Here is a 24,859-nt window from a genome sequence, read left to right as displayed (position 1 = left end):
GGCCACATAGCCCAGGTCCAGCAGACCTGCGTAGCCCACCACGATGTTCAGCCCCAGCGCCAGCATCACGTACAGCAGCGCCAGATCGATGATCCGCACCGGCCCATTGCCGAACTGCTGCGCGATCAGCGGCACCACCAGCAGCCCCAGGGCCGCCAGCACGAACACCGCCAGTTTGGAAGATGTCTTATTGCTCATAGTCATTCCTTCTGTCCCCTTACTCCACACCACGCCCGAACGGACCGCGAAGCAGGTCCTCGGGCGCGAAGCCCGAGGATCCGGCTCCGCCGGTCCTGCGGGCTGCCTTGCAGGCCGCGTCGAATCTAGCGATTCGACCCTTCGCCAGGCTGTGGAGGTTCACTGAACCTCCACAGTCCAGGCTCAGCCCCCTCGAGGGGGCGCGCGAAGCGCGTAGGGGGTGGTTCATTTCAGGCACGATCCGCCACGCGCTCACCCAGCAGGCCCGAAGGGCGCAAGGTCAACACCAGGATCAGCGCCACGAAGGCGAAGATGTCCGCGTAGTGGCTGCCCAGCACGCCGCCGGTCAGATCACCCAGGTAGCCCGCGCCGATGGCCTCGATCAGCCCCAGCACGATCCCGCCCAGCATGGCGCCGGCCAGGTTGCCGATGCCACCCAGCACCGCCGCCGTGAAGGCCTTCAGCCCCGGCATGAAGCCCATCGAGTGCTGCACCGTGCCGTAGTTGGCCGCCCACATCAGGCCTGCCACCGCCGCCAGCGCCGCGCCGATCACGAAGGTCGCCGAGATCACGAAGTCCGGCTTCACCCCCATCAGCCCCGCCACGCGCGGGTTCTCCGCCGTCGCACGCATCGCGCGGCCCAGCTTGGTGTGGTTCACCAGGTACATCAGCCCCGCCAGGATCACCACCGTCAGCACCAGGATCAGCACCTGCGTCACCGTGATCACCGGGCCGCCCAGGTTGAAGGGCTCCGTGGGCAGCAGCAGCGGGAAGGGCTTCGGGTTCGGCTTCCACACAATCATCGCCAGCGTCTGCAGCAGCAGCGACATGCCCATCGCCGTGATCAGCGGCGCCAGCCGCGGTGCGTTGCGCAGGGGGCGGTAGGCGATCTTCTCGATCGTGAAGTTGAGCAGCGAGCAGACCACGATGGCGCACATCAGGCCGATGCCCATCAGGGCCCAGCCAGGCAGGCCGGAGTCCGCGAGAGCTGTGGCCACGGTCCAGCTGACCAGGGCGCCGACCATGAGGATCTCGCCATGCGCGAAATTGATCAGGTTGATGATGCCGTACACCATGGTGTAGCCCAGGGCCACGAGCGCATACATGCTCCCGAGCACCAGGCCGTTGATGATCTGCTGGATGAATGTTTCCATCAAAAGACTCCACTTCCTTGCCGTACTGAGGAGACGGCGTCCGGATCAGGGATGAGCTGCCAAGAGCCCTTCCAACGGAGGCCCGCAAGGCCCCAAGAAAAAAGCCCGCGACCATCGAAGCAGCGGGCTGGGGTGCCGGAGGGACTCAGCATATGGCCGCGGATTTTAGGAGTGCGCCGCAGGAGCGGCTCGCTGGGGATAACCCGCTGGCGCAAGGACCGAAACAGGGGGTGCGGCCTCAGTCCTCGGTGTCGCCCGCCTCGGCATTGAGGCGGCGCAGCTCGGCCAGGCGGTCGCCGATGCGGATCTCAAGCCCGCGCGGCACGGGCTCATAGAAGCGCTGGCCCTCCAGCCCGTCCGGCAGGTACTGCTCCCCGGCCACGAAGGCGCCGGGGAAGTCATGCGCATAGCGGTACTCATGCCCATAGCCCAGGTCCTTCATCAAGCGGGTCGGCGCGTTGCGCAGATGCAGGGGCACGGGCCGGCTGGCATCCTGCTTGACCAGGGCCCGCGCGGCTTTGTAGGCGGTGTACACCGCATTGGACTTGGGCGCAATGGCGAGATAGACGACAGCCTGCGCCAGCGTCAGCTCGCCCTCGGGGGAACCGAGCCGCTCATAGGTGTCCGCGGCATCCAGGCACAGGCGCAGCGCGCGCGGGTCGGCCAGGCCGATGTCCTCGCTGGCCATGCGGATCAGACGGCGGGAGATGTAACGGGCGTCGACCCCGCCGTCCAGCATGCGGCAGAACCAGTACAGGGCAGCGTCCGGGTCCGAACCGCGCACGGACTTGTGCAAGGCGGAGATGACGTCGTAGAACTGCTCGCCGCCCTTGTCGTAGCGCCGCAGCTGCTCGCCCAGGGCGCGCTCGAGCTGGGTCTCGTCGATGCTGGCCAGGCCCGGGGGCGCCAGCTGCGCGGCCGTCTCCACCGCGTTCAGCAGGCGCCGCGCATCGCCGTCGGCATAGGCCACCAGGCGTTTGGCCGCGGCCTCGGTAAAGGACGGGCAGCCCAGGGCCACCTCGCCGCGCCGGACCAGGGCCAGCAGGTCCTCCTCGTCCAGGGACTTGAGCACGTGCACGCTGGCCCGGGACAGCAGGGCCGAGTTGACCTCGAAGGACGGGTTCTCCGTCGTCGCCCCGATGAAGGTGAAGAGGCCGGACTCCACGTGCGGCAGGAAGGCATCCTGCTGAGACTTGTTGAAGCGGTGCACCTCGTCCACGAAGACGATGGTGCGCCGCCCCTGAGCCGCCGCGACCTGCGCACGCTCGACCGCCTCGCGGATCTCCTTCACGCCGCCCAGCACCGCGGAGATGCTGATGAACTGCGCATCGAAAGCCTGGGCCAGCAGCCGCGCCAGCGTGGTCTTGCCCACGCCCGGCGGCCCCCAGAGGATCATGGAATGCAGGCGCCCGGTCTCGAAGGCCACGCGCAGGGGCATGCCCTCGCCCAGCAGCTGGCGCTGGCCGATGACTTCGTCCAGATGACGCGGCCGCAGGCGCTCCGGCAGAGGCTGGTAGGCCTTGGCCTGCGGCGCCGCCTGCCGCGCCGGCCGGTGCTCGGCAGGGGCGGGCTCGTCGCCGAAAAGGGATGCGTTCTCAGACATGGTGCCGCCAGCGCCCTGCCCTCATTGCTCCAGCAGGTCCACGCCCTTGGGCACCTCGAAGCGGAAGCGCTCAGCGCCAATGGGCACATTGGTCTGCAGCTGGCTCAGCTGCATCAGCGAGCGCTGGCCAAAGGCATCCAGCACCTCCAGCGCCACCAGCTCACGGCCCTTGAAGCCGACGCGCAGCTGCTGGATGTTGCCGTCAGCCTGGCGCGGCAGGGCCAGTACCCAGTCCACACCGGCCTCGCTGGGCTGGGCCTTGAGCTCGAAGTCCTTCTCGACGTTACCCCCGGCCAGCAGCGCGGCTGGTGTGCCAGCCAAGGCCTGGCCGATACGACGTGAACTAGCCTGGTTGAGGTCGGCGTCGAAGGTCCAGACCTTCTGGCCGTCCCCCACGATCAACTGCTCGAAGGGCTTCTGGTACTGGAAGCGAAAGAGGTTCGGACGCTGGAACTCGAAGGTCCCGCTGGAGGTCTTCTTGCGCTTGCCGTCAGGGGCAGTGACGGTCTGACTGAAGCTGGCGCGGCCGCTCCGGACCTCGCGCACGAAGTCCTTGAGGGACTGCACGGCGTCGGCCCGGGCAAGACCTGACCCCAGCAGGAGGGCCGCTGCACACAGCAGACGGCGGGAAGAATTGAGATTCAGGAGGTTCATTCGTCTCGCTTGGGCACGATGAGTTCGCGGCTGCCATTGGTGGCCATGGCGCCGACCAGGCCGGACTTCTCCATCTGCTCCAGCAAACGGGCAGCCCGGTTGTAGCCGATGCGCAGATGGCGCTGGACCAGGGAGATGGAGGCCCGCTTGTGCTGCAGCACCACGGCCACGGCCTGGTCGTACATCGGGTCGGATTCGGCATCGCCGCCCCCGGCACCGCCGCCGTCGCCCCCCCCCTCGCTCTCCAGCACACCGCCCTCGAGGATGCCCTCGATGTAGTTGGGCTCACCGCCCTGGGCCTTCAGGTACTCGACCACGCGGTGCACCTCGTCGTCGCTGACGAAGGCGCCGTGCACGCGGGTGGGCAGGCCGGTGCCCGAGGCCATGTAGAGCATGTCGCCCATGCCCAGCAGGGCCTCGGCGCCCATCTGGTCGAGGATGGTGCGGCTGTCGATCTTGCTGGAGACCTGGAAGGACAGGCGGGTCGGAATATTGGCCTTGATCAGGCCGGTGATCACGTCCACCGAAGGCCGCTGCGTGGCCAGGATCAGGTGGATGCCTGCCGCGCGCGCCTTCTGGGCCAGACGGGCAATCAGCTCCTCGATCTGCTTGCCCACCACCATCATCAGGTCAGCCAGTTCGTCGATCACCACGACGATGAAGGGCAGGCGCTCCAGCGGCTCGGGCTGCTCGGGCGTGAGGCTGAAGGGGTTGGCTATCTTCTCGCCGCGCTCCTTGGCCTCGTCGATCTTCTTGTTGTAGCCGGCCAGGTTGCGCACGCCCAGCTTGGACATGAACTTGTAGCGCCGCTCCATCTCGCCCACGCACCAGTTCAGCGCGTTGCCGGCCTGCTTCATGTCGGTCACGACGGGAGCCAGCAGGTGCGGAATGCCCTCGTAGACGCTCATTTCCAGCATCTTCGGGTCGATGAGGATCAGGCGCACGTCGCGCGCCTCAGCCTTGTAGAGCAGGGAGAGGATCATGGCGTTGATCCCCACCGACTTGCCTGAGCCGGTGGTGCCGGCGACCAGGCAGTGCGGCATCTTGGCGAGGTCGGCCACCACGGGGGCGCCCACGATGTCCTTGCCCAGACCCATGGTCAGCTGCGAGGGGGCGTCGGCATAGATCTGCGAACCCAGAATCTCGGAGAGGCGGATGGTCTGCCGGCGCGCATTGGGCAGCTCCAGGGCCATGTAGTTCTTGCCCGGAATGGTCTCGACCACGCGGATGGAGACCAGGCTCAGCGAACGCGCCAGGTCCTTGGCCAGGTTGACGATCTGCGAGCCCTTCACGCCGGTGGCCGGCTCGATCTCGTAGCGCGTGATCACCGGACCGGGCGAGGCCGCCACCACGCGCACCTCGACACCGAAGTCGCGCAGCTTCTTCTCGATCATGCGGCTGGTCATCTCCAGCGACTCGGGCGTGACCGTCTCGACCCGCGGCGGGGCGGCATCCAGCAGGTCGACCTGGGGCAGCTTGGTGTCGGCCAACTCGCTGAACAGCGTGGTCTGGCGCTCCTTGGCCACCCGAGTGGACTGCGGCACCTCGACCACCGGGGCCTCGATCACGATGGGCACATGCTCCTCGACCACCTGGCGCTCGACCTCGACCACCTGCTCGCGCTCGCGCTTGGCCTTCTTGCCCACGCGCTTGTCCTCGGCCACCTCGCGGCGGTCGACATTGCGTTGGCGGAATTCGTCGATGCGGGTGCCGATCAGCTCGGCCAGACGCATCCAGGAGAACTGCAGGGCCAGGGAGCTGCCAGCCAGCAGGACCACGATCCAGACCAGGCCGGAGCCCGCAAAGCCCAGCAGCTTCATGCTCCAGGGGCCTAGGGCATAGCCCAGCACGCCGCCGGCATGGGCGCCGGGCAGGCGAGCCTCCCAGCCGTAGAGCCGGGTCCATTCCAGGGCGCAGCTGGCGCACATGAGCAGCACCAGGCCCAGCAGCCAGAGGCCGCGGCGCTGCCAGACGGGGGTGTCGTCGACGACAGGCTCGGTGCGCAGCACCTCGGCCAGGCCTCCCAGCCAGCGGCGCAGGGCCACCAGCATCAGCCACCAGGCCGAATAGCCGAAGCCGAAGAGCAGGAGGTCAGAAACCCAGGCGCCCAGCGTGCCCACGCGGTTGCTCACGTGCTCCTTGCTGCTCGCGATGGAGAAGGCGGCGTCGCCGCGGTCGTGCGTCAGCAGGGCCAGCAGCACCAGGCACCAGACCAGGCCGCCCAGGATCAGCCACAGCGGCGTGCGCAGAGACGATGCCGCCGGCGCGGGCGCCGGCCTGGCCTTCTTGGAGGGCTGGCGCTTGTAGACCTTGTCGGCCGGGGCGGCGTCCTCCGCGCCCGTCAGGGAACCCAGGGGAAAACTCATCCCGCGATTGTGGCCCAGGAAATGCAGGCGGCCGGCCGCCAGGGGGCCGGCATCTGCAACAGGATCAGTCGTGCAGGCGTTCCTTGATGACCACGGAGCCGTTCTCCAGGGTTTCGATGACGCCGCGGTCTTCCAGGTCCTTCATCACGCGGCTGACCATCTCGCGGGAGGCGCCGACCACCTTGGCCATGTCCTGGCGCGAGACCTTGCCGCGGATGATCTTGATGCCCTTGTCCTCCTCGGACATGTCCAGCAGGGTGCGGGCCACGCGGCCGTAGACGTCCAGCAGGGCCAGGGACTCGATCTGGCGGTCAGCGTTGCGCAGGCGGGCCACCAGGCCGCGCAGAATGCCGTAGGACAGGCTGCTGCTCTCGGGCAGGCAGCGGGCGAACTCGTTGCGGCCCAGCACCAGCATGTCCGTCTGGACCTCGGCGCGCACGGTGGCGGAGTGCGGCTCGCCATCGATCAGGCTCATCTCGCCGACGTAGTCACCGGCCTGCAGCACGGCGAGGATGACTTCACGGCCGCGGTTGTCGGCCGTCAACACACGGGCCCGGCCGTTCAGCAGAATGAACAGCGCATTGGACTTGGTCCCCTGCTCGACCACCACCTCGCCGCGCTTGAAACGGCGCTTGATCACGCTGTCAGCGATCGACTGCGCCTGGTCGGTCGTCAGCAGGGAAAACAAGGGCACACGACGGATCAGGTCCAGATTGGACAGCATGGCCATGAATGAACTCCTAAGCTGTGGTCATTGGGGTGGCGTCAGGCTGGCGCCGCTTGACTTCCCTAGAATGGCTGCATTGTGCCAATTAAGTCACGCACCTCCATAGGGTTTGGCATGAATCATCAAACCTCGTCCTCTTGTGTGTCCTGACTGCAACCCCAGCTGAGAAGCCATGACTCAAAACACCCGCCACACCCAGTTGCTGATCCTGGGCTCCGGCCCCGCCGGTTTCACGGCCGCCATCTATGCCGCACGTGCCAACCTCAAGCCCCTGCTGATCACCGGCATGGCTCAGGGCGGCCAGCTGATGACGACCACCGAGGTCGACAACTGGCCCGCAGACGTGATGGGCGTGCAGGGTCCGGAACTGATGCAGCGCTTCCAGCAGCACGCCGAGCGCTTCCAGACCGAGATCGTCTTCGACCACATCAACACGGTGGACTTCTCCCAGCGCCCCTTCCTCCTCAAGGGCGACAGCGGCAGCTACACCTGCGACGCCCTGATCATCGCCACCGGTGCCTCGGCCAAGTACCTGGGCCTGCCCTCCGAAGAGGCCTTCTCGGGCCGCGGCGTCAGCGCCTGCGCCACCTGCGACGGCTTCTTCTACCGCGGCCAGGAGGTGTGCGTGGTGGGCGGCGGCAATACCGCTGTCGAGGAGGCCCTGTACCTCTCCAACATCGCCAGCAAGGTGCACCTGATCCATCGCCGCGACAAGTTCCGCGCCGAGCCCATCCTGGTCGACAAGCTGATGGAGAAGGTGGCGGCCGGCAAGATCGAGCTGCATGTCTTCCACACGCTGGACGAAGTGCTGGGCAACCAGAGCGGTGTGACCGGCGTGCGCGTGAAGCACGAGAACGGCACGACCAAGGACATCCCCCTGCATGGCTGCTTCATCGCCATCGGCCATCAACCCAACACGGGCATCTTCCAGGGTCAGCTGGAGATGAAGGACGGCTACATCGTCACCCGCAGCGGCCTGAACGGCTTTGCGACCATGACCAGCGTGCCAGGCATCTTCGCCGCTGGCGACGTGCAGGACCACGTCTACCGCCAGGCCATCACCAGCGCGGGCACGGGCTGCATGGCCGCCCTGGATGCTCAGCGCTACCTGGAGCAGGCGCAGGGTTGACGGCCCCGGTCCGCCCGGGCCTTCTCAGCCTGACGACGGCCGCCTCTGGGCGGCTGTCCTTTTTTCAGCTATACTCTTTGGCTTGCCTGCCGGATGGATCGCCCCTGAGAGTGCACGCCTTGCGCGGCGCTTGCAGGTTTAGCAGGCATAGAGCGGTCAATGGGACCTCAGCCCTCGTTCATCGGGGCTGGTGTCTGGATAGAAAATCGAACCGGAGAAGCGTCATGGCACGCGTCTGTCAAGTCACGGGCAAGAAGCCCATGGTGGGCAACAATGTTTCCCACGCCAACAACAAAACCAAGCGTCGTTTCCTGCCCAACCTGCAGTACCGTCGTTTCTGGCTGGAAACCGAGAACCGCTGGGTGCGTCTGCGCGTGAGCAATGCCGCTCTGCGTCTGATCGACAAGGTCGGTATCGAGCAAGTCGTCGCTGATCTGCGCGCCAAGGGCGAGCTCTGATCTGATCCACTAAGCACCAAGGAGCAAACAAATGGCATCCAAAGGCGGACGCGAAAAGATCAAGCTGGAATCCACTGCCGGCACCGGTCATTTCTACACCACGAACAAGAACAAGAAGACCACGCCCGAAAAGCTGGAATTCATGAAGTTCGACCCCAAGGCCCGCAAGCACGTCCTGTACAAGGAAATCAAGCTGAAGTAATTCAGCCCGGCTTGCAGCCCAAAAGAAAACCCGCCAAGCGCATGCTGGCGGGTTTTTTTTCATTGGGGTTGCCGAGTAGCAACCGCCAGGCCGGTTCAGCGCGCGGCCTTGCCGAATTCGGCATCGAACCACTTGTCTATCATGGGCTTCTCATAGCGCAGCGGATCGCCATCGGTATAGCGAACCGTGCTGCCATGCAGGTAGTTCATGTCGGAGAGGCTGGCCTTGCCGCTCTTGATCTCCTTGCCCCCCTCCAGCAGCGCGTAGCTGAAGTCCATCTGCGGCCAGGTGACCTCGCGCATCACGCGGATCTGATCCGGGAGGCGCTGGCGGAAATCCATTTCGCCCGCCCTATTGATCTCCAGCAGGTCAATCTTGAGCGTCTGCCCCGCCGGCAGGCGCTCGGCCAGGCGCTGGAAATGCGCGCTGAGTGCCTTCTGGATGTCCTCCCGCTCAGAGACGCTGCGACCCAGATCACGGTACTTGTCCAGGGGCTGGAAATGCATATCGAGTTCGGCAGCCTGCGCGACACCTGCCATGCCCACTCCCGCGATCAGGGCAGCCAGCCCGATCTTCCACTTCTTCATGGTCTTCTCCTTGTTCATGGTTTGCGACTGAGGCCTCTGCGCCCGGCTCCGATTCCCGCGGGCAGCTGCCTCGCCTTCAACGTTCGTCACACAATCCCGATGACGAATAAGGGAAAACCAGTATAAGAGCCGACCATGAAAAAAGCGCCCTTGACGGGGCGCTTTTACAGGACGCTGACACCGGGATACCCCGGAGCAACCTTGGGAAACAATCAGGCGCGCGCGGCGCGCAGATTCATGGAGAAGCTGCGCAGCTCGGCGATGCCGCTTTCCTCGGCCTTCTGGCACCAGGCCTGGAGGTCACGCACCAGTTGCTCGGCCGAGACGTTGGTCCGGGTCCAGAGCTGACGCAGCTCCTCGCGCATGGTCAGCAGCTTGTCCAGGGCCGGCGACGCGGCGCGAGCACCTTCGATATCGCCGTGGACGGCCTGCGGAATGCGATCGACATCACGGTGCAACCAACGCTTGGCCTGCTTGAACTGCTGCCACTTGGCACTGTGCTGCTCGCCTTGCGCCTTCAGGCGGGCCAGCTCGACGGCGCAGGTGGCCTTCAGGTTGCGGCCGTAGCTGGCCATGATCTCGTAACGGTTGGCGATGATGGCTTCCAGCGTGGCCTTGTCGGCCTCCGCCTTGAGCTCGCCCAGCTTCAGCTGCGGCGCCGTCTTGCGGACCTTGGCCCAGCCGATGATCTCCATGGCGCGAATGTAGCCCCAGCCGATGTCGAACTCGAAGGGCTTGACCGAGAACTTGGCCGACGTCGGGTAGGTGTGATGGTTGTTGTGCAGCTCTTCGCCACCGATGAGCAGACCCCAGGGGGAAATATTGGTCGAAGCGTCCTGGGCTTCGAAATTGCGGTAGCCCCAGTAGTGGCCCAGCCCGTTGATCACGCCGGCAGCCCAGATGGGGATCCAAACCATCTGGATCGCCCAGACGGTGGCGCCCAGGGCGCCGAACAGGGCCAGATTGATGATCATCATCACCGCGACGCCCTGCCAGCTGTAGCGGCTGTAGAGATTGCGCTCGATCCAGTCATTGGGCACGCCATGGCTGTACTTCTCCAGGGTTTCCTGGTTCTTGGCCTCAGCGCGATACAACTCGGAGCCGCGCAGCAGCACGGTGTCGATGCCGCGCGTGACCGGGCTGTGGGGGTCGTCCTCGGTCTCGCACTTGGCGTGGTGCTTGCGGTGAATGGCCACCCATTCCTTGGTCACCATGCCCGTGGTCAGCCAGAGCCAGAAGCGGAAGAAGTGCGAGGGGATGGGCCCCAGGTCCAGTGCGCGGTGGGCCTGCGCACGGTGCAGGAAGATGGTCACGGCTGCAATGGTGATGTGGGTCACCACCAGCGTGTAGACCACGATCTGCCACAGGCTTGCACCCGTCAGGCCGTCACTCAGCCAGCTCACGAGCGCATCGCGCACAACAATCAGTTCATTCATTCAGTCCGACCTCTGCCTCTTTGAGAAGCGTCATGGAGATGTCAAAAAGCGTGCCCATTGTAGGTGAGACGCCCTAAATCGCCTCTTGATCTAGATCTAGCGGGCAGGCGTCAACGCGGCATAGTGGCGCTTTGGGCCGGCGCGGCAGGAGTCGGGCCGCAGCCCGATGTCCCTCAGGCCTTGCGTTCCCAGATGGCGGCGAAGAAGCCGTCCACGTGGTGGCGGTGCGGCCACAGACGGATGAAGCCCTGCTCGCACAGGCCGGCGGCCTGCGAGACATGCGCCTTCTCCAGCACGGCAGCGGCATCCAGCGGCACGAAGTCCGGGTGGGACTCGCTGAACGCCTGGGCGATGACCTCGTTCTCAGCCTCCAGCAGGCTGCAGGTGGCATAGACCAGGCGGCCGCCCGGCTTGAGCAGGCGGGCGGCGCTGTCCAGGATGGCCTTCTGCTTGGCCTGCAGTTCCACCACCGCCTGGGGTGACTGACGCCACTTCAGGTCGGGATTGCGGCGCAATGTGCCTAGCCCCGAGCAGGGCGCATCCACCAGCACGCGGTCGATCTTGCCGGCCAGTCGCTTGATGCGGTCGTCACGCTCATGGGCGATCTGGGCCGGATAGACATTGGACAGGCCGCTGCGCGCCAGGCGCGGCTTCAGCGACTCCAGCCGGTGGCCAGAGACGTCGAAGGCATAGAGGCGGCCGGTGTTGCGCATGGCCGCGCCCAGGGCGAGCGTCTTGCCACCGGCGCCGGCGCAGAAGTCCACCACCATCTCTCCACGCTTGGCATCGAGGGCCAGGGCCAGCAGCTGGCTGCCTTCGTCCTGCACCTCCAGCGCGCCGCTGGTGAAGGCCTCCAGCTTGTTCAGCGCCGGCTTGCCTTGCACGCGCAGCCCCCAGGGCGAGTAAGGCATGGGCTCGGCTTCAATGCCGGCCGCCTTCAGCTGGGCCTGCACCTCCTCGCGCTTGGCCTTGAGTGTGTTGACGCGCAGATCCAGCGCGGCGCCCTCGTTCATCGCGGCGGCCAGGGCCCAGAACTCGCTCTCGCCCAGGCGTGCGAGCAAAGGCTCGGCCAGCCACTCGGGCATGTTGTGACGGAGCTTGGGAGCCAGGCTGGAGAGGTCCACCTGGCGGACCTGCTGGAGCCACTCCTGCTCCTGCGGCTTCAATGCGCCCTTGAGCCCCGCCTCGCCGCCCGCCCAGGCCAGGATGGCCAGCCGGCGTTCCAGGGGGCCGGCGCCGGATTGCGCCAGGCTCTGCAACTGGGGCTTCTGGCGCAGCACGGCATAGGTGGTTTCGGCCAGGGCATGGCGTTCGCGCTGGCCCAGGGCCTTGTGCTTGCGGAAGAAAGCGGAGACGACGCCATCAGCGGGCGCGTCGAACTTGAGGACCGAACGCAGCAGTTCGGCGCAGAGATCGAGAAGGGCATTAGGATGCATCGCCGGATTATCCCAGGCCCGAAGACAGCCGCCGCGCCGCTTGAGCACCGCCTCTACAGGATCCCGCCATGAGCACCAAACCCGAGCCCGCTCCCCTGCCCCCCACGCCACCGGGCCGCTACCGGCACTACAAGGGCCAGGACTACGAGGTCCTGGGCGCCGTGCGCCACAGCGAGACCGAAGAAGTCCTGGTGCTGTACCGCCCGCTGTACAACAACACCGGCCTGTGGGTACGCCCCCACGCCATGTTCTTCGAGCACCTGGAAATCGACGGGCAGATGAAGCCCCGCTTCGCGCTGGTCGGCGAATGAGCAGCCATCGCCCGATGGTGCCCTGGCGCCCGCGCGTTCTGATCGCGCTGGCCCTGGGCGCGATGCTGGCCGCGCTGTGGCCCACGCCCCTGCCCCTGGTCACCCGGCTGCTGCTGGGCTGGAATGTGGGCGTCTGGACCTATGTGTTGCTGGTGCTGGGGATGATGAGCCGGGCGGACGCCCGCCAGCTGCAGCGCCGGGCCCTGGGCATGGGCGATGGCATGCCGGTGGTGCTGATGCTGGCTGCGGTCGGAGCCCTGGCCATCCTGGCGGCCCTGGTCACAGAGATGAGCCAGGTTCGCCACGGTGCCAATGTGGTGGCCGGCTGGCCCTACCTGCTGCTTGCCCTGGCCACAGTGGCAGGCACCTGGCTGCTGCTGCCCATCGAGTTCGCCCTGGCCTACTCGCGGCTCTACCACCGCGGCGGCATGGCCCCGCACGGCCTTGAGTTCCCAGGCGAGGACAAGGACCTGGACTACGGCGACTTCCTGTACTTCTCCATCACCCTGGCCGCTACTTCGCAGACCTCGGATGTGGTGATCAGCTCCCGCCCCATGCGCCGCCTGGTGACCATCCAGGCCCTGCTGTCCTTCGTGTTCAACACGGGGGTGCTAGCCCTGTCCATCAACCTGCTGGCCAGCCTGGTGGGCTGAGCCGGAAAGCCGGCTTCAGCTGAAGGACTGGCTCTCGCCGGCCAACTGGCGCACACGCGAGCCCTCCACGGCGATCTGGCCGCAGACAAACCAGCGCACGGCCGCCGGGTACATGCGGTGCTCCAGCTTGAGCACGCGCGCAGCGAGGGCAGCGGCATCGTCACCATCCAGCACGGGCACCACGGCCTGGGCCACCATGGGCCCGTGGTCCAGCTCGGCCGTCACGAAGTGCACGGTGGCCCCCGCGAAACGGCAACCCGCCTCGATGGCGCGCTCATGCGTGTGCAGGCCCGGGAAGGCCGGTAGCAGCGAGGGGTGAATGTTGAGCATGCGCCCCTCGTAGTGGCGAGTGAAGCCCGGCGTGAGGATGCGCATGAAGCCGGCCAGCACGACCAGGTCCGGCTCAAAGCCGTCGATCATCCGGGCCAGTTCGGCATCGAAGGACTCGCGGTCCGGGAAGGCCTTGTGATCCACCACCGCGGTGGCCACGCCGTGCGAAGCGGCGAACTGCAGGCCGCCAGCATCCGGGCGGTTGCTGATCACGGCGGCAATACGCGCCGGCCAGCCCTCGGCCGCGCAGGCCTTGACGATGGCCTCCATGTTCGAGCCGCGGCCACTGATCAGGATCACGATGTTCTTCATGGGGCGCAAGTGTAGCCAGCGCCCGGCGCACCGTCGCCTTGACTCCCGTCATGGCGCGGGCCGACTCCCTACAATCACGGGCTTCCTCCAGGCGCCCGCATCCCGGCGAAGCGCCCACCACCGGCCGACCACTTCCATGAGCGACACCCCCACCCTGCCTCGCCAGCGCGTGCTCTCCGGCATGCGCCCCACCGGTGCCCTGCACCTGGGCCACTACCACGGCGCGCTCAAGAACTGGGTGCGGCTGCAGCAGGCCTACGACTGCTTCTTCTTCGTCGCCGACTGGCATGCCCTGACCACGCACTACCAGGACAAGTCCATCGTCGAACGCAATGTCTACGACATGGTGGTGGACTGGCTGGCCGCCGGCCTGGACCCCGAGCAGTGCACGCTCTTCATCCAGAGCCGCATGCCCGAGCATGCCGAGCTCTTCACCCTGCTGGCCATGAGCACGCCGCACAGCTGGCTGGAGCGCATGCCCAGCTACAAGGATCAGGTCGAGAAAAACCGTGAGCTGGCCACCTACGGCTTCCTCGGTTACCCGCTGCTGCAGGCGGCCGACATCCTCATCTACAAGGCCGCCTTCGTGCCCGTGGGTGAAGACCAGGCAGCCCACGTGGAGGTCACCCGCGAGGTGGCCCGCCGCTTCAACCATCTCTACTGCACCGAGGCGCCCATCCTGCCCGAGCCCCAGGCCCTTCTGACCGAGACCTCACGCCTGACCGGCCTGGACGGCCAGAAGATGAGCAAGAGCTACGGCAACGCCATCGCCATGCGCGAGGCGCCCGAGGTGGTCGAGGACAAGATCCGCAAGATGCCCACCGACCCACAGCGCGTGCGCCGCGGCGACCCGGGCGAGCCCACGCGCTGCCCGGTGTGGGAGTTCCACAAGCTCTACTCCGACAGCGACACGCGGGCCTGGGCCGAGCAGGGCTGCCGCAGCGCCGGCATCGGCTGCCTGGACTGCAAGCAGCCGGTGATCGAGGCCATCCAGCAGGAGCAGGCGCCCTGGCGCGAACGCGCCGACGAGTACCTCGCCAATCCCAAGCAGGTGCACTGGATCGTGGAGGTCGGCACCGAGCGGGCCCGCGCCGTGGCCCGCAAGACGCTCAAGGAAGTGCGGCAGGCCATGGGCCTGGCGTACTGAAGTCCACCTTAAGAAGCAAGGCCCGCTGCAGTCCATGGCTGGCATCCACATCACCGACATCGAGGCCGCCATCAACTGGTGGCGCCAGCGCGAGCCCGGGGACGGGCTCAGCGCCTGTCCGCCCGTCCAGGCCCTGGCCGAGGTCTACGCCTTGCTCGTCTACCACCGCGACAGCGAATGTGACGAGGACACCATGCCCGCCGCCGCCCGCGAGGCCTGGCTGCGCTGGTACGACAGCACGCCTGACGCCCCCTGCATTGCCATCTGCTCCACCAGCCAGGGTGACGAACTCTGCAAGGGCTGCGGGCGCACCTTCGACGAAGTCCAGAACTGGCCGGTGATGACGCCCGCCGAGAAACGCGTCACCTGGCGGCGCATCAGCCTGGAAGGCACGGCCTGGCGATTCAACCGCTACGCCGAGCGCGCCCTGGAACGCAAGGCCGGCACAGGCGAGGCCCCGTGAAGGCGGCCCTGGGCCGGCGCCGCCACGGCAGCCTCAGCCGCATCCTGCCCCTGGCCTGGCCGGTCTTCATCGGCCAACTGGCGGTGCTGGCCTACTCCACCATCGACACTCTGCTCGTGGCCCGCTACGCCGCCCTGGACCTGGCCGCCCTGGCCGTGGGCAATGCCATGTACACCAGCGTGTTCGTGGGACTGATGGGCGTGGTCCTGGCCGTCTCGCCGGTCGCGGCGCAACGCTTCGGCGCGCAGGACCATGAAGGCGTGGGCGACTGCCTGCATCAGGCCGCCTGGCTGGCCCTGGCGCTGACGCTGGGGGGCGAGCTGATCCTGCTCTTCCCCGATCCGCTGCTGGCGCTGGCGCGCCCCGAGCCGGCCGTCGAGGCCATCGTGCGGCGCCATCTGCATTTCCTCGGGCTGGCGCTGCCCGCGGCCCTGCTTTTCACTGCCTATCGCGGCTTCAACACCGCGGTGTCCCGCCCGAAGGCCGTCATGGCCCTGCAGGTGGGGGGCCTGGCGCTGAAGCTGCCGCTGAGCGCCTCGCTCATCCATGGCCTGCCCGCCCTGGGCCTTGCGCCCATGGGGGCTCCGGGCGGCGCGATGGCCACGGCCCTGGTGGTGTGGTCCCAGCTGCTGCTGGGCCTGTGGGTGCTGCGGCACGACCCGCACTACGCGCCTTTCGGCCTACAGCGGGGCGGCCTGCATCCGCCGCGCCCGGCCCTCATCGGCCGGCTGCTGCGCCTGGGACTGCCCATGGGGGCGTCCATCCTGATCGAGGTGACCGGATTCACCTTCATGGCCCTCTTCATCTCGCGCCTGGGCGCCACCTCGGTGGCCGGGCACCAGCTGGCGGCCAATCTGGTGGCCATGATGTTCATGCTGCCCATGGCCCTGGGCAACGCCACCGGCGCCCTGGTGGGCCAGCGCATCGGCGCGCGCGACTTCGCCGACGCGCGCCGACTGGGCTGGCACGGCCTGGAGATCGCCCTCGCCTTCTCGCTGCTGATGGGCGGGCTGGTCTTCCTGCTGCGCCGCCAGGTGCTGTCGCTGTACACGCCCGACCCGCTGATCCTGGCCGCCGCCCTGCCCTTGCTGCTGTGGGTCTGGCTCTTCCATGTCGGCGACGCCTGCCAGGCCATCGCGGCCTCGGTGCTGCGGGCTCACCATGTGGCCTTGGCACCGATGCTGGTCTATGCCGTCGCCATCTGGGGCCTGGGTCTGGGTGGCGGCTACTGGCTGGCCTTTGCGCCACCGCGCTGGTTGCCGGACTTCTGCCGCGGGGCCAGCGGCTTCTGGCTGGCGGCGAGCCTGGGCTTGCTGATGTGCTCCGCCGGCCTGGTCGCGCTGATGGCCTGGGTGCATGGCCGTGAGCGGGAAGAGGCGGGCGCGCCTGTCAGCGCCCTGTCCTGAGCGAGGGGCCGAAAGGGAGCCTCGGTCAGATCCGGCACCGCGGCCGAGAGGTTCCGAGAGGTTCCGAGAGGTCCCGAGAGGCCATCACAGACTTCGGGAAGGGTCAGGTCTTGCGCAGCAGACCCCGGCTCCTGCCAGGGTCAGGTCTTGAGGGGCAGGCTCAGCACGAAGACGCTGCCGCCGCCCTCCCGAGCCTCGCAGCGCACCGAACCGCCATGCCGTTGGGCGATCTGCTTGACCAGGCTCAGGCCCAGCCCCACACCACCGGCCTGCTCGGCATGGCCGGGCAGGCGGTAGAAGGGCTCGAAGATGCGTTCGCGAAGGCCTTCGGGCACGCCCGGACCGCGGTCCGCCACACGCAGCTCCAGCAGGGTGCCGGCGCGCCTCATGCTCAGCTCTGTACTGGCGCCGCCGTAGCGACGCGCGTTTTCCAGCAGATTGCGCAGCGCACGGCGGATCAGGCGTTCCTCACCCAGCAACTGCAGGCGGAAGTCCTGTTCGCCGCTCAGCAGCTCGGCGCCGCTGCGCGAGCACTCCTCGGCAGCCAAGGCCAGCACGTCGACCAGGTCCTGGTGGATCTGCTGGCTGCCGCTGTCCAGGCGGCTGGCCAGCAGCACCTCCTCGACCAGAGCGTCCAGCTCGGCGATATTGGTCTGGATCTCGAGCTTGAGCTTCCTGCGCTGGGCCTCGCCCGCGTCCTCGAACATCGCGAAGGCCATCTTCAGGCGCGCCAGTGGCGAGCGCAGCTCATGGCTGGCATTGGCCAGCAGGCTTTGGTGGGAGCGCAGCAGGGTCTCGACGCGCCCCGCCGCCTCGTTGAAGCTGCGGGCCACGGCGGCCACCTCGTCATTGCCGCCGTCATCGACGCGATGGCTCAGTTGGCCATCGCCAAAGGTCTGCACGCCGGCCTTGAGGGCCTCCAGCCGGCGCGTCAGGCGCCGCACCACAGGGAAGGCGCCGGCCGCAATGCCCACGAAGAGCAGCACCAGCACGATCAGCAAGCCCTGTCCGTGCATGAGACGAGGCCCCAACAGCACCGGGCCCCCCCAGGGCGCGTCCTCACGCCGCATCAAGGCGCCCGAAGGCGCGCGATCCGGACCTTCACCGGCCATGCGGCGTGCGTCTGGCCGGATGTCAGGACCGGGCGCAGGGCGGCCCTCGCGGCGCCCCTCCCCCTCAGCGCGCAGGCCAGGCGGGCGCGCGAGGCGAATGAAGGCAATGTGGCGGCCGTCATCCAGGGTGATCTCGACCTGGCGCTGGCCAGGCACTTCCTCGCGGCGCTCGAAGAGTTCGGAGGCGCCGATGCGCTTGCCCTGAGCATCCTGCAAGGCCAGGGCCATGCGCAGGCGCTGGCCCCACTCCTCAATGGCGCGGGCCTGGAGCTCGCGGGGGGCATCAGCGGGCGGCAGGGCGCGCTGCAGCAGCACGGCCATGGCCTGCCAACGCTCACCGGCAGCCACCTCAGCATTGCCGCGCTCCTGCTCGATCTGGCGCTGGAACAGCCAGCCGGCCCCCAGGGCGAATGCCGCCAGCACCACGATGACCGTGAGGTAGATGCGCCAGTAGAGCGACTTCACGCCTGTCCTTCGGCGTCCTGCTTGCGCGCGAACACGTAGCCGGCGCCACGGACCGTCAGCACGCGGCGCGGCGTCTTGGGATCGTCCTCGATCACGGCACGGATGCGGGAGATATGCACGTCGATGGAGCGGTCGAAGGCCTCCAGGGGATGGCCCTTGAGCGAATCCATGATCTGGTCGCGCGACAGCACGCGGCCCGGGCTTTGGGCCAGCACGACCAGCAGGTCGAACTGGTGGCTGGTGAGGTCGCAGGGCTTGCCGTCCAGTCGGGCCATGCGGGCTGCAAGGTCGATCTCCAGGCGACCGAAGCGCAGCACCTCCACGCCCTGCATGTCGGGCTCGGCCCTGCGCAACAAGGCCTTGACCCGCGCCTGCAGCTCGCGCGGTTCGAAGGGCTTGGGCAGGTAGTCGTCAGCGCCCAGCTCCAGCCCCAGAATGCGGTCCATAGGCTCGCCCCGCGCCGACAGCATCAGCAACGGCAGGCGCTTCAGGCGGGCATCGCGGCGCAGCTCGCGGCAGAAGTCCAGGCCGTCGCCATCGGGCAGCATGATGTCCAGCACAGCGAGGTCGTAGACGCCCTGCTCCAGCTTCTGCCGCGCAGCTCCCAGGTTCGGGGCCACATCGATCTCGAAGCCAGCCGCCTGGAGGTAATCGCCCACCATGTCGGTGAGGCGGGCATCGTCGTCGATCAGCAGCAGTCGGGCATTCATGGAGGGCAGATGACTGGCACAGAGGGCCCGGGCCGCCGCCCGGCTGCCCTGCGCCGCGTTAGGGGTGTAAGCCTGAAGCATAAGCGCAGTCCCGGCAGGCCTTGCTTACTGCCCACTGCGGGATTTCATGCGCTCGGCCATGCGCGCCTGGCGCTGCTTGAGCTTGGCGGCCAGCTTGCTGCGCTGCTCAGGCGTCAGCACCCGGGCGACATCGATCATGGCCTGGCTCATGCGCTTGGACACCTGCTCATGCGCTGCACTGCCCCTCTGGCGCAGGGCTTCGATGGCGGCTGCGTCCACATTCGTGGCGGAGAACAGCGTGAGGCCCTGCTCATGCAGGCTTCGCAGCGTCTCGTGCTGCGTCTTGAGCTCGTTGCGGGCAGCGTCCATGATGGACTTGATCTGGGCCCGTTGGGCTTCGGTGGCGTCCACCATGTCCAGCATGTGCTCGACATGGCCGCCCATCATCGGGCCCATGCCGGGACCACCCATGCCAGGATGGCGCTGGGCTTGCGCAGCACCAGTGGCCAGGACCAGGGCCATGGCGACGGCAGGAATCAGACGGTTCAACTTGAGGCTTCGCATACAGACACTCCGTGCTTGGGTTGGTATCTGCAGTGTCGGCAGGGCCGGTAAGCCCCCCATGCCAAGGGCGTGAAGAAGCGTAAAGAAAGCGGGCGCAGGATGTCTGCAGGCCCGGGCCCGGCAACGAAAAGAGGTCCGCGCTGAACTGCACCCCAGAAGTTGGACATCCGTCCAGCCACTGGGGGTCAGTTCACTCGGGACCTCTTCTCTCTTCGAGGCGGCCAGGCGCGAGCGCCCGGCCCGGTGCTCAGCGGATGGGCTTGAAGCGCACGCGCTTCGGGCGGGCACCCTCTTCACCCAGGCGCTTCTTCTTGTCGGCTTCGTACTCGTGGAAGTTGCCGTCGAAGAAGAACCACTGCGAGTCGCCTTCGCAGGCCAGGATGTGGGTGCAGATGCGGTCCAGGAACCAGCGATCGTGCGAGATCACCATGGCCGAGCCACCGAACTCCAGCAGGGCCTCCTCCAGCGCACGCAGGGTTTCGACGTCCAGATCATTGGAGGGCTCGTCAAGCATCAGCACGTTGCCGCCCTGGGCCAGGGTCTTGGCCAGGTGCAGGCGGCCGCGTTCACCGCCGGAGAGCTGGCCGACCATCTTCTGCTGGTCATTGCCCTTGAAGTTGAAGCGGCCGATGTAGGCGCGGCTGGGCATCACGAACTTGCCGACCACGATGTTGTCCAGGCCGCCGGAGACGTCTTCCCAGACGGTCTTGTTGGCGTCCAGGCTCTGGCGGCTCTGGTCGACGAAGGCCAGCTTGGCCGTCTTGCCGATCTTGACCGTGCCCGAATCCGGCTGCTCCACACCCTGGATCATGCGGAACAGCGTGGACTTGCCGGCGCCGTTGGGGCCGATGATGCCGACGATGGCGCCGGGCGGGACCTTGAAGCTGAGGTTGTCGATCAGCACGCGGTCGCCGAAGGACTTGGTGACGTTCTCGAACTCGATCACCTCATTGCCCAGGCGCTCGGCCACGGGGATGAAGATCTCGTTGGTCTCGTTGCGCTTCTGGTATTCGACGTCGCTCAGCTCCTCGAAGCGGGCCAGACGCGCCTTGCTCTTGGCCTGACGGCCCTTGGCATTGGAGCGCACCCACTTCAGCTCTTCCTTCATGGCCTTGGCGCGTGCGTCTTCCGACTTCTGCTCCTGCTCCAGTCGGCGTTCCTTCTGGTCCAGCCAGTCGGAATAGTTGCCCTTCCAGGGGATGCCGTGGCCGCGGTCCAGTTCCAGGATCCACTCGGCGGCGTTGTCCAGGAAGTAGCGATCGTGGGTGATGGCCACCACGGTGCCGGGGAAGCGCTGCAGGAACTGCTCCAGCCACTCGACGGATTCGGCATCCAGGTGGTTGGTAGGTTCGTCGAGCAGCAGCATGTCGGGCTTGGACAGCAGCAGGCGGCACAGGGCCACGCGGCGCTTCTCACCGCCGGACAGCACGCCGATGTTGGCATCCCAGGGCGGGAGGTTCAGGGCGTCGGCAGCCAGTTCCAGCTGCAGGTCGGTGTTCTCGGAACCGGCAGCGGCGATGATGGCTTCCAGCTCGCCCTGCTCGGCTGCCAGGGCGTCGAAGTCGGCGTCCGGCTCGGCATAGGCGGCATAGACCTCGTCCAGGCGCTTCTTGGCGGCCAGCACGCCGCCGATACCCTCCTCGACCGCCTCACGGACGGTCTGGTCCGGGTTCAGCTTGGGCTCCTGCTCCAGGTAGCCGATCTTGATGCCGGGCATGGGGACGGCGTCGCCCTCGATCTCCTTGTCGACGCCAGCCATGATCTTCAGCAGCGTGGACTTGCCCGAGCCATTCAGGCCCAGCACGCCGATCTTGGCACCGGGAAAGAAGGACAGGGAGATGTCCTTCAGGATGTGGCGCTTGGGGGGAACCGTCTTGTTGACACGGTTCATCGAGAAAACATATTGGGCCATGGCTTACTCAGGGTTGAGTGCAGGTGGAAGATGCGGAATTCGAGCTGCAGCGGCGTCGCCCGGAGGCAAGCGGCCGCGGCAGCAGGGTGGGGGCTGGCGAACCAGTGCAGTGGCCGCTCGCGGCGACCCGGGCCCCGGCGGCCTCGCGGCACGCCTCGCCCGGCCCGCGGCTCACCCGGACCAAACGGCTATTGTCGCAGCTTCCTGAGCCACTGAGGCCTGTGCCGCCGCAGCGGGCGCAGGCGGTGGCTGCACAGGCAGCCGAATCCGTCACGCGCCCATCTCGGCAATATAGGCCCCTGCGAAGCCGGCCGAGACCTATAATGCGAGTCGACGCTACGGCTCACAGTCTTGCCGTGGCGTCATTTTTTTTGAGCTCAAGCACCCGCCCCCGCCCGGCCCGAAGACTGGCGTCGCACACAATGCGGCGCGGCCTGGCACATAGCGGCTGGCGTGCGAATCCCGCAGTCGATGAGTTTTGATTCCCTGGGCCTGGCCGAGCCCCTCCTGAAGGCCATTGCCGACGCCGGCTACTCCACCCCCACCCCCATCCAGAGCCAAGCCATCCCGGCCGTTCTGAAGGGCGGCGACCTGATGGCAGGGGCGCAGACCGGCACCGGCAAGACCGCAGGCTTCACCCTGCCCTTGCTGCACCGTCTTGCTGCCCAGAAGCCCGTCAAGGACGCCAGGGGCCGCATCGTCATCCGAGCCCTGGTCCTGACGCCCACGCGAGAGCTGGCGGCGCAGGTCGAGGAAAGCGTGCGCCTCTACGGCAAGTACCTCCCGCTGACGTCCATGGTGATGTTCGGCGGCGTGGGCATGCAGCCCCAGATCGACCGCCTGAGGAAGGGCGTGGACATCCTGGTGGCCACGCCAGGGCGCCTGCTGGACCACGCACAGCAAGGCACGCTGGACCTGTCCCATGTGCAGATCCTGGTGCTGGACGAAGCCGACCGCATGCTTGACATGGGCTTCATCCACGACATCAAGAAGGTGCTCGCCCTGTTGCCCCAGAAGAAGCAGAGCCTGCTCTTCTCGGCCACCTTCAGCGATGACATCAAGGCCCTGGCCGACCGCCTGCTGAACCAGCCGGCGCTGATCGAGGTGGCGCGCCGCAACCAGACCAACGAGTCCATCGCCCAGAAGATCCATCCGGTCGACCGCGACAAGAAGAAGGAACTGCTCGCCCACCTGATCCGTCAGGGCGACTGGCATCAGGTCCTGGTCTTCACCCGCATGAAGCATGGTGCCAACCGCCTGGCCGAGTACCTGAACAAGGAAGAGATCTCGGCCATGGCCATCCATGGCAACAAGAGCCAGGGCGCGCGCACCAAGGCGCTGTCTGAGTTCAAGGCCGGCACCCTGCAGGTGCTGGTGGCGACGGACATCGCGGCCCGTGGCATCGACATCGACCAGCTCCCTCACGTCGTCAACTACGAGCTGCCCAATGTTCCCGAGGACTATGTGCATCGCATCGGCCGCACCGGCCGAGCCGGCGCCAAGGGCGAGGCCGTGAGCCTGGTCTGCGTGGACGAGAACGGCTTCCTGCGTGACATCGAGAAGCTGATCAAGCGTGAGATCCCGCGCGAGGTCGTCCCCGGCTTCGAGCCCGATCCCAATGCCAAGGCCGAGCCCATCGTGCTAGGCCGCATGGTGCTCAACGGCGGTGCCGGTGGCGGCGCCGGCCGGGGTGGACGAGGCGGCGGCGGCGGCCGCGGTGGCCGTCCCGCCCAGGGGCCGCGGGGCGACGCACCGCGTGCCGAAGGCCGTGGCGGCGATCGCCCGCGCCAGGAAGCCGGCCGTGGCCAGGCGCCGGCACGCCGTGAGGCTGCGCCTTCGCAGGGCCGCAATCCCGGCGGCCGCACCGAAGCGCCCCGCCAGGGCCAGCGCTCCTCGGGAAGCGGTTCCTCGCGCAGTGGTGGCGGCGCTCGCCTGACCAGCCCCAAGCGCTGAGACCTCCGCGCGAGTTCGCACAAGCCCGGCACTGCCGGGCTTTTTTTATGGTTCAGTCGGCAGGGCACCCTGCCCTCGCCTGCCACCAGACGGCCATCGCTTGACCTTCCTCAAGCCACTCGCGCAGGCCTCGCCGACCGGCTCGGTCACAATGAGCCCGCCATACGCTGCCCGCGGAGAGACGAATGAAAGTCAGCTTCCTGGGTGCCGCCGACGCCGTGACCGGCTCGCGCCACCTCATCGACACCGGCGACCGCCGCCTGCTGCTGGACTGTGGACTGTTCCAGGGCTACAAGGCCCTGCGTGAACGAAACTGGGGACCGCTGGGCGTCCCCCCGGCGAGCATAGACGCGGTGCTGCTGTCCCATGCCCACCTGGACCACAGCGGCTACATCCCGGCCCTGGTCCGCCAGGGCTTCAAGGGCCAGATCTTCTCGACCCCGGCCACACGCAAGCTCTGCGAAGTGCTGCTGGCGGACAGTGCCCACCTGATGGAGGAAGATGCCCGACGCGCCAACCGCACCGGCAGCACACGCCACGAAAAGGCCCTGCCGCTCTACACGCTCAGGGACGCGCAGCACGCCCTCTCTCATTTCGTCGGCCTGCCGCGCGACGGGCGGCTGAAGCTGGGCGGCGACGAGATCCGCTTCACGCCGGCCGGGCACCTGCTGGGCGCTTCCTGCATCACGGTACAGAGCGCGGGCCGGCGCCTGGTCTTCTCGGGCGACCTGGGCCGCGCCAAGGACCTCATGCTGCCGCCACCCCAGCCGCTGGCTGAGGCCGACGTGCTGCTGATCGAGTCCACCTACGGCGACCGGCGTCATCCCCCCGAGGACGTGCAGGAGCGCCTGGGCCGCATCATCCGCAGCGCCATAGACCGAGGCGGCAGCGTGCTGCTGCCCAGCTTTGCCGTGGGCCGCGCACAGGCCCTGCTGCTGGTGCTGCAGCGGCTGCGGGCAGCCAGCGAGATCCCCGGGGACCTGCCCATCTTCCTGGACAGCCCCATGGCCCGTGAGGCCACCGAGATCACGCTGGAATACGGGCGCCTGCTGAAGGTCTCGCCGGGCGAACTCTCGCGCCTGTGCGAGGGCGTGCGCATCGTCAGCAAGCCGCAGGAATCGCTCAAGACAGCGCAGACCGTGGCGCGCCGACCGGGTGTGGTCATCTCGGCCAGCGGCATGGCCACCGGCGGCCGGGTGCTCAACTACCTGCAGGTGATGGCGCCGCAATCCCGCCACCACATCTGCTTCGCCGGCTTCCAGGTAGGCGGCACACGCGGCGCCAAGATGATCAACGGTGCGCGGGACATCAAGATTCGCGGCGAATACGTGCCGGTCAATGCCGAGGTGAGCCACCTGGAAGGTTTCTCTGGCCACGCCGACAGCGAGGAGCTGATGGCCTGGCTGCGCCAGTTCCGCAAGCCGCCTGAACAGACCTTTGTGGTCCACGGCGAGCCGCAGGCGGCCGATGCGCTGCGCAGCCGCATCCAGGACGAACTGGGCTGGACCGTGCGCGTGCCCCAGCATGGCGAAACCGTGGAAGTCTGAGCC

At 67.3% G+C, this 24,859-nt stretch carries 23 protein-coding genes and 1 pseudogene; 10 read left to right on the top strand and 14 right to left on the bottom strand.

What is annotated here, in order from left to right; all coding sequences use genetic code 11:
* From ACS5PK_RS02480 to ACS5PK_RS02455, 6 genes and pseudogenes are all read right to left on the bottom strand, one after another.
* A pseudogene (locus tag ACS5PK_RS02480) lies at nt 1-198 on the bottom strand (ABC transporter ATP-binding protein); the annotation flags it as partial.
* Between the two features lie 230 nt (nt 199-428).
* Entirely contained in the window at nt 429-1,352 is a 924-nt protein-coding gene (locus ACS5PK_RS02475) for a branched-chain amino acid ABC transporter permease (RefSeq protein ID WP_439438685.1), read from the bottom strand.
* A 238-nt stretch (nt 1,353-1,590) separates the two neighbouring features.
* The gene (locus ACS5PK_RS02470; protein ID WP_439438684.1) at nt 1,591-2,955 is read right to left on the bottom strand and encodes a replication-associated recombination protein A; all 1,365 of its coding nucleotides are present in this window, start codon (nt 2,953-2,955) and stop codon (nt 1,591-1,593) included.
* A 21-nt stretch (nt 2,956-2,976) separates the two neighbouring features.
* Complete coding sequence (lolA, locus tag ACS5PK_RS02465) at nt 2,977-3,609, bottom strand: outer membrane lipoprotein chaperone LolA (protein WP_439438683.1); 633 nt, start codon at nt 3,607-3,609, stop codon at nt 2,977-2,979.
* The gene (locus ACS5PK_RS02460) at nt 3,606-5,975 is read right to left on the bottom strand and encodes a DNA translocase FtsK (protein WP_439438682.1); all 2,370 of its coding nucleotides are present in this window, start codon (nt 5,973-5,975) and stop codon (nt 3,606-3,608) included. Before ACS5PK_RS02460 ends, lolA begins: the two co-directional genes overlap by 4 nt.
* 64 nt (nt 5,976-6,039) lie before the next feature.
* The gene (locus ACS5PK_RS02455; RefSeq protein WP_439438681.1) at nt 6,040-6,705 is read right to left on the bottom strand and encodes a Crp/Fnr family transcriptional regulator; all 666 of its coding nucleotides are present in this window, start codon (nt 6,703-6,705) and stop codon (nt 6,040-6,042) included.
* A gap of 169 nt (nt 6,706-6,874) precedes the next feature.
* Here ACS5PK_RS02455 and trxB point away from each other — a divergent pair, with 169 nt between their 5' ends.
* From trxB to rpmG, 3 genes are all read left to right on the top strand, one after another.
* Entirely contained in the window at nt 6,875-7,831 is a 957-nt protein-coding gene (gene trxB, locus ACS5PK_RS02450) for a thioredoxin-disulfide reductase (protein WP_439438680.1), read from the top strand.
* Between the two features lie 224 nt (nt 7,832-8,055).
* Nucleotides 8,056-8,289 carry a 50S ribosomal protein L28 gene (gene rpmB, locus ACS5PK_RS02445; RefSeq protein ID WP_183106657.1) on the top strand — a complete coding sequence of 78 codons (234 nt, stop codon included), beginning with the start codon at nt 8,056-8,058 and terminating at the stop codon, nt 8,287-8,289.
* Nucleotides 8,290-8,320: 31 nt separating this feature from the next.
* Nucleotides 8,321-8,491, top strand: a complete 171-nt coding sequence (gene rpmG / locus ACS5PK_RS02440; RefSeq protein ID WP_025564431.1) for a 50S ribosomal protein L33 — start codon at nt 8,321-8,323, stop codon at nt 8,489-8,491.
* A 95-nt stretch (nt 8,492-8,586) separates the two neighbouring features.
* Here rpmG and ACS5PK_RS02435 read toward each other — a convergent pair whose 3' ends face one another.
* From ACS5PK_RS02435 to ACS5PK_RS02425, 3 genes are all read right to left on the bottom strand, one after another.
* Nucleotides 8,587-9,078: a DUF3016 domain-containing protein gene (locus ACS5PK_RS02435; protein WP_439438679.1), complete on the bottom strand. Its 492-nt coding sequence runs from the start codon at nt 9,076-9,078 to the stop codon at nt 8,587-8,589.
* 212 nt (nt 9,079-9,290) lie between these two features.
* Entirely contained in the window at nt 9,291-10,514 is a 1,224-nt protein-coding gene (locus ACS5PK_RS02430; RefSeq protein WP_439438678.1) for a DesA family fatty acid desaturase, read from the bottom strand.
* A 173-nt stretch (nt 10,515-10,687) separates the two neighbouring features.
* Entirely contained in the window at nt 10,688-11,950 is a 1,263-nt protein-coding gene (locus ACS5PK_RS02425) for an RsmB/NOP family class I SAM-dependent RNA methyltransferase (protein WP_439438677.1), read from the bottom strand.
* 68 nt (nt 11,951-12,018) lie between these two features.
* Here ACS5PK_RS02425 and ACS5PK_RS02420 point away from each other — a divergent pair, with 68 nt between their 5' ends.
* Both ACS5PK_RS02420 and ACS5PK_RS02415 read left to right on the top strand, forming a co-directional pair.
* Nucleotides 12,019-12,261, top strand: a complete 243-nt coding sequence (locus tag ACS5PK_RS02420) for a DUF1653 domain-containing protein (protein ID WP_439438676.1) — start codon at nt 12,019-12,021, stop codon at nt 12,259-12,261.
* A complete protein-coding gene (locus tag ACS5PK_RS02415) occupies nt 12,258-12,914 on the top strand; it encodes a DUF1345 domain-containing protein (protein ID WP_439438675.1) in 657 nt (218 codons plus the stop codon). Before ACS5PK_RS02420 ends, ACS5PK_RS02415 begins: the two co-directional genes overlap by 4 nt.
* A 15-nt stretch (nt 12,915-12,929) precedes the next feature.
* Here ACS5PK_RS02415 and purN read toward each other — a convergent pair whose 3' ends face one another.
* Complete coding sequence (gene purN / locus ACS5PK_RS02410; RefSeq protein ID WP_439438674.1) at nt 12,930-13,556, bottom strand: phosphoribosylglycinamide formyltransferase; 627 nt, start codon at nt 13,554-13,556, stop codon at nt 12,930-12,932.
* 154 nt (nt 13,557-13,710) lie between these two features.
* Here purN and trpS point away from each other — a divergent pair, with 154 nt between their 5' ends.
* From trpS to ACS5PK_RS02395, 3 genes are read left to right on the top strand one after another with little or no spacing between them, the layout of a single operon-like run.
* Nucleotides 13,711-14,703 carry a tryptophan--tRNA ligase gene (trpS, locus tag ACS5PK_RS02405; protein WP_439438699.1) on the top strand — a complete coding sequence of 331 codons (993 nt, stop codon included), beginning with the start codon at nt 13,711-13,713 and terminating at the stop codon, nt 14,701-14,703.
* Between the two features lie 34 nt (nt 14,704-14,737).
* Nucleotides 14,738-15,166: a DUF3717 domain-containing protein gene (locus tag ACS5PK_RS02400; RefSeq protein ID WP_439438673.1), complete on the top strand. Its 429-nt coding sequence runs from the start codon at nt 14,738-14,740 to the stop codon at nt 15,164-15,166.
* Nucleotides 15,163-16,572, top strand: a complete 1,410-nt coding sequence (locus tag ACS5PK_RS02395) for an MATE family efflux transporter (protein ID WP_439438672.1) — start codon at nt 15,163-15,165, stop codon at nt 16,570-16,572. The genes ACS5PK_RS02400 and ACS5PK_RS02395 overlap by 4 nt, the downstream gene beginning before the upstream one ends.
* Nucleotides 16,573-16,712: 140 nt before the next feature.
* On the opposite strand, the gene ACS5PK_RS02390 is transcribed toward ACS5PK_RS02395, so the two are convergent.
* From ACS5PK_RS02390 to ettA, 4 genes are all read right to left on the bottom strand, one after another.
* The gene (locus ACS5PK_RS02390) at nt 16,713-18,149 is read right to left on the bottom strand and encodes a HAMP domain-containing sensor histidine kinase (RefSeq protein WP_439438671.1); all 1,437 of its coding nucleotides are present in this window, start codon (nt 18,147-18,149) and stop codon (nt 16,713-16,715) included.
* On the bottom strand, nt 18,146-18,859 hold the full coding sequence (locus tag ACS5PK_RS02385; RefSeq protein WP_439438670.1) for a response regulator: 714 nt from the start codon (nt 18,857-18,859) through the stop codon (nt 18,146-18,148). Before ACS5PK_RS02385 ends, ACS5PK_RS02390 begins: the two co-directional genes overlap by 4 nt.
* 105 nt (nt 18,860-18,964) lie before the next feature.
* Nucleotides 18,965-19,444 carry a Spy/CpxP family protein refolding chaperone gene (locus ACS5PK_RS02380; protein ID WP_439438669.1) on the bottom strand — a complete coding sequence of 160 codons (480 nt, stop codon included), beginning with the start codon at nt 19,442-19,444 and terminating at the stop codon, nt 18,965-18,967.
* Between the two features lie 247 nt (nt 19,445-19,691).
* Nucleotides 19,692-21,356 carry an energy-dependent translational throttle protein EttA gene (ettA, locus tag ACS5PK_RS02375; protein WP_439438668.1) on the bottom strand — a complete coding sequence of 555 codons (1,665 nt, stop codon included), beginning with the start codon at nt 21,354-21,356 and terminating at the stop codon, nt 19,692-19,694.
* A gap of 471 nt (nt 21,357-21,827) precedes the next feature.
* On the opposite strand from ettA, the gene ACS5PK_RS02370 reads away from it, so the two are divergent.
* Nucleotides 21,828-23,309 carry a DEAD/DEAH box helicase gene (locus ACS5PK_RS02370; protein WP_439438667.1) on the top strand — a complete coding sequence of 494 codons (1,482 nt, stop codon included), beginning with the start codon at nt 21,828-21,830 and terminating at the stop codon, nt 23,307-23,309.
* Nucleotides 23,310-23,494: 185 nt separating this feature from the next.
* On the top strand, nt 23,495-24,856 hold the full coding sequence (locus ACS5PK_RS02365; protein WP_439438666.1) for an MBL fold metallo-hydrolase RNA specificity domain-containing protein: 1,362 nt from the start codon (nt 23,495-23,497) through the stop codon (nt 24,854-24,856).
* Nucleotides 24,857-24,859: the final 3 nt, after the last annotated feature.

It is taken from the genome of Roseateles sp. DB2 (genome assembly GCF_051857535.1).
In the GTDB taxonomy this organism is placed as follows: Bacteria; Pseudomonadota; Gammaproteobacteria; order Burkholderiales; family Burkholderiaceae_C; genus Roseateles_B.
Note: the sequence above shows the minus strand (reverse complement) of the source record. Positions and strands in the feature narration are given on the sequence as shown.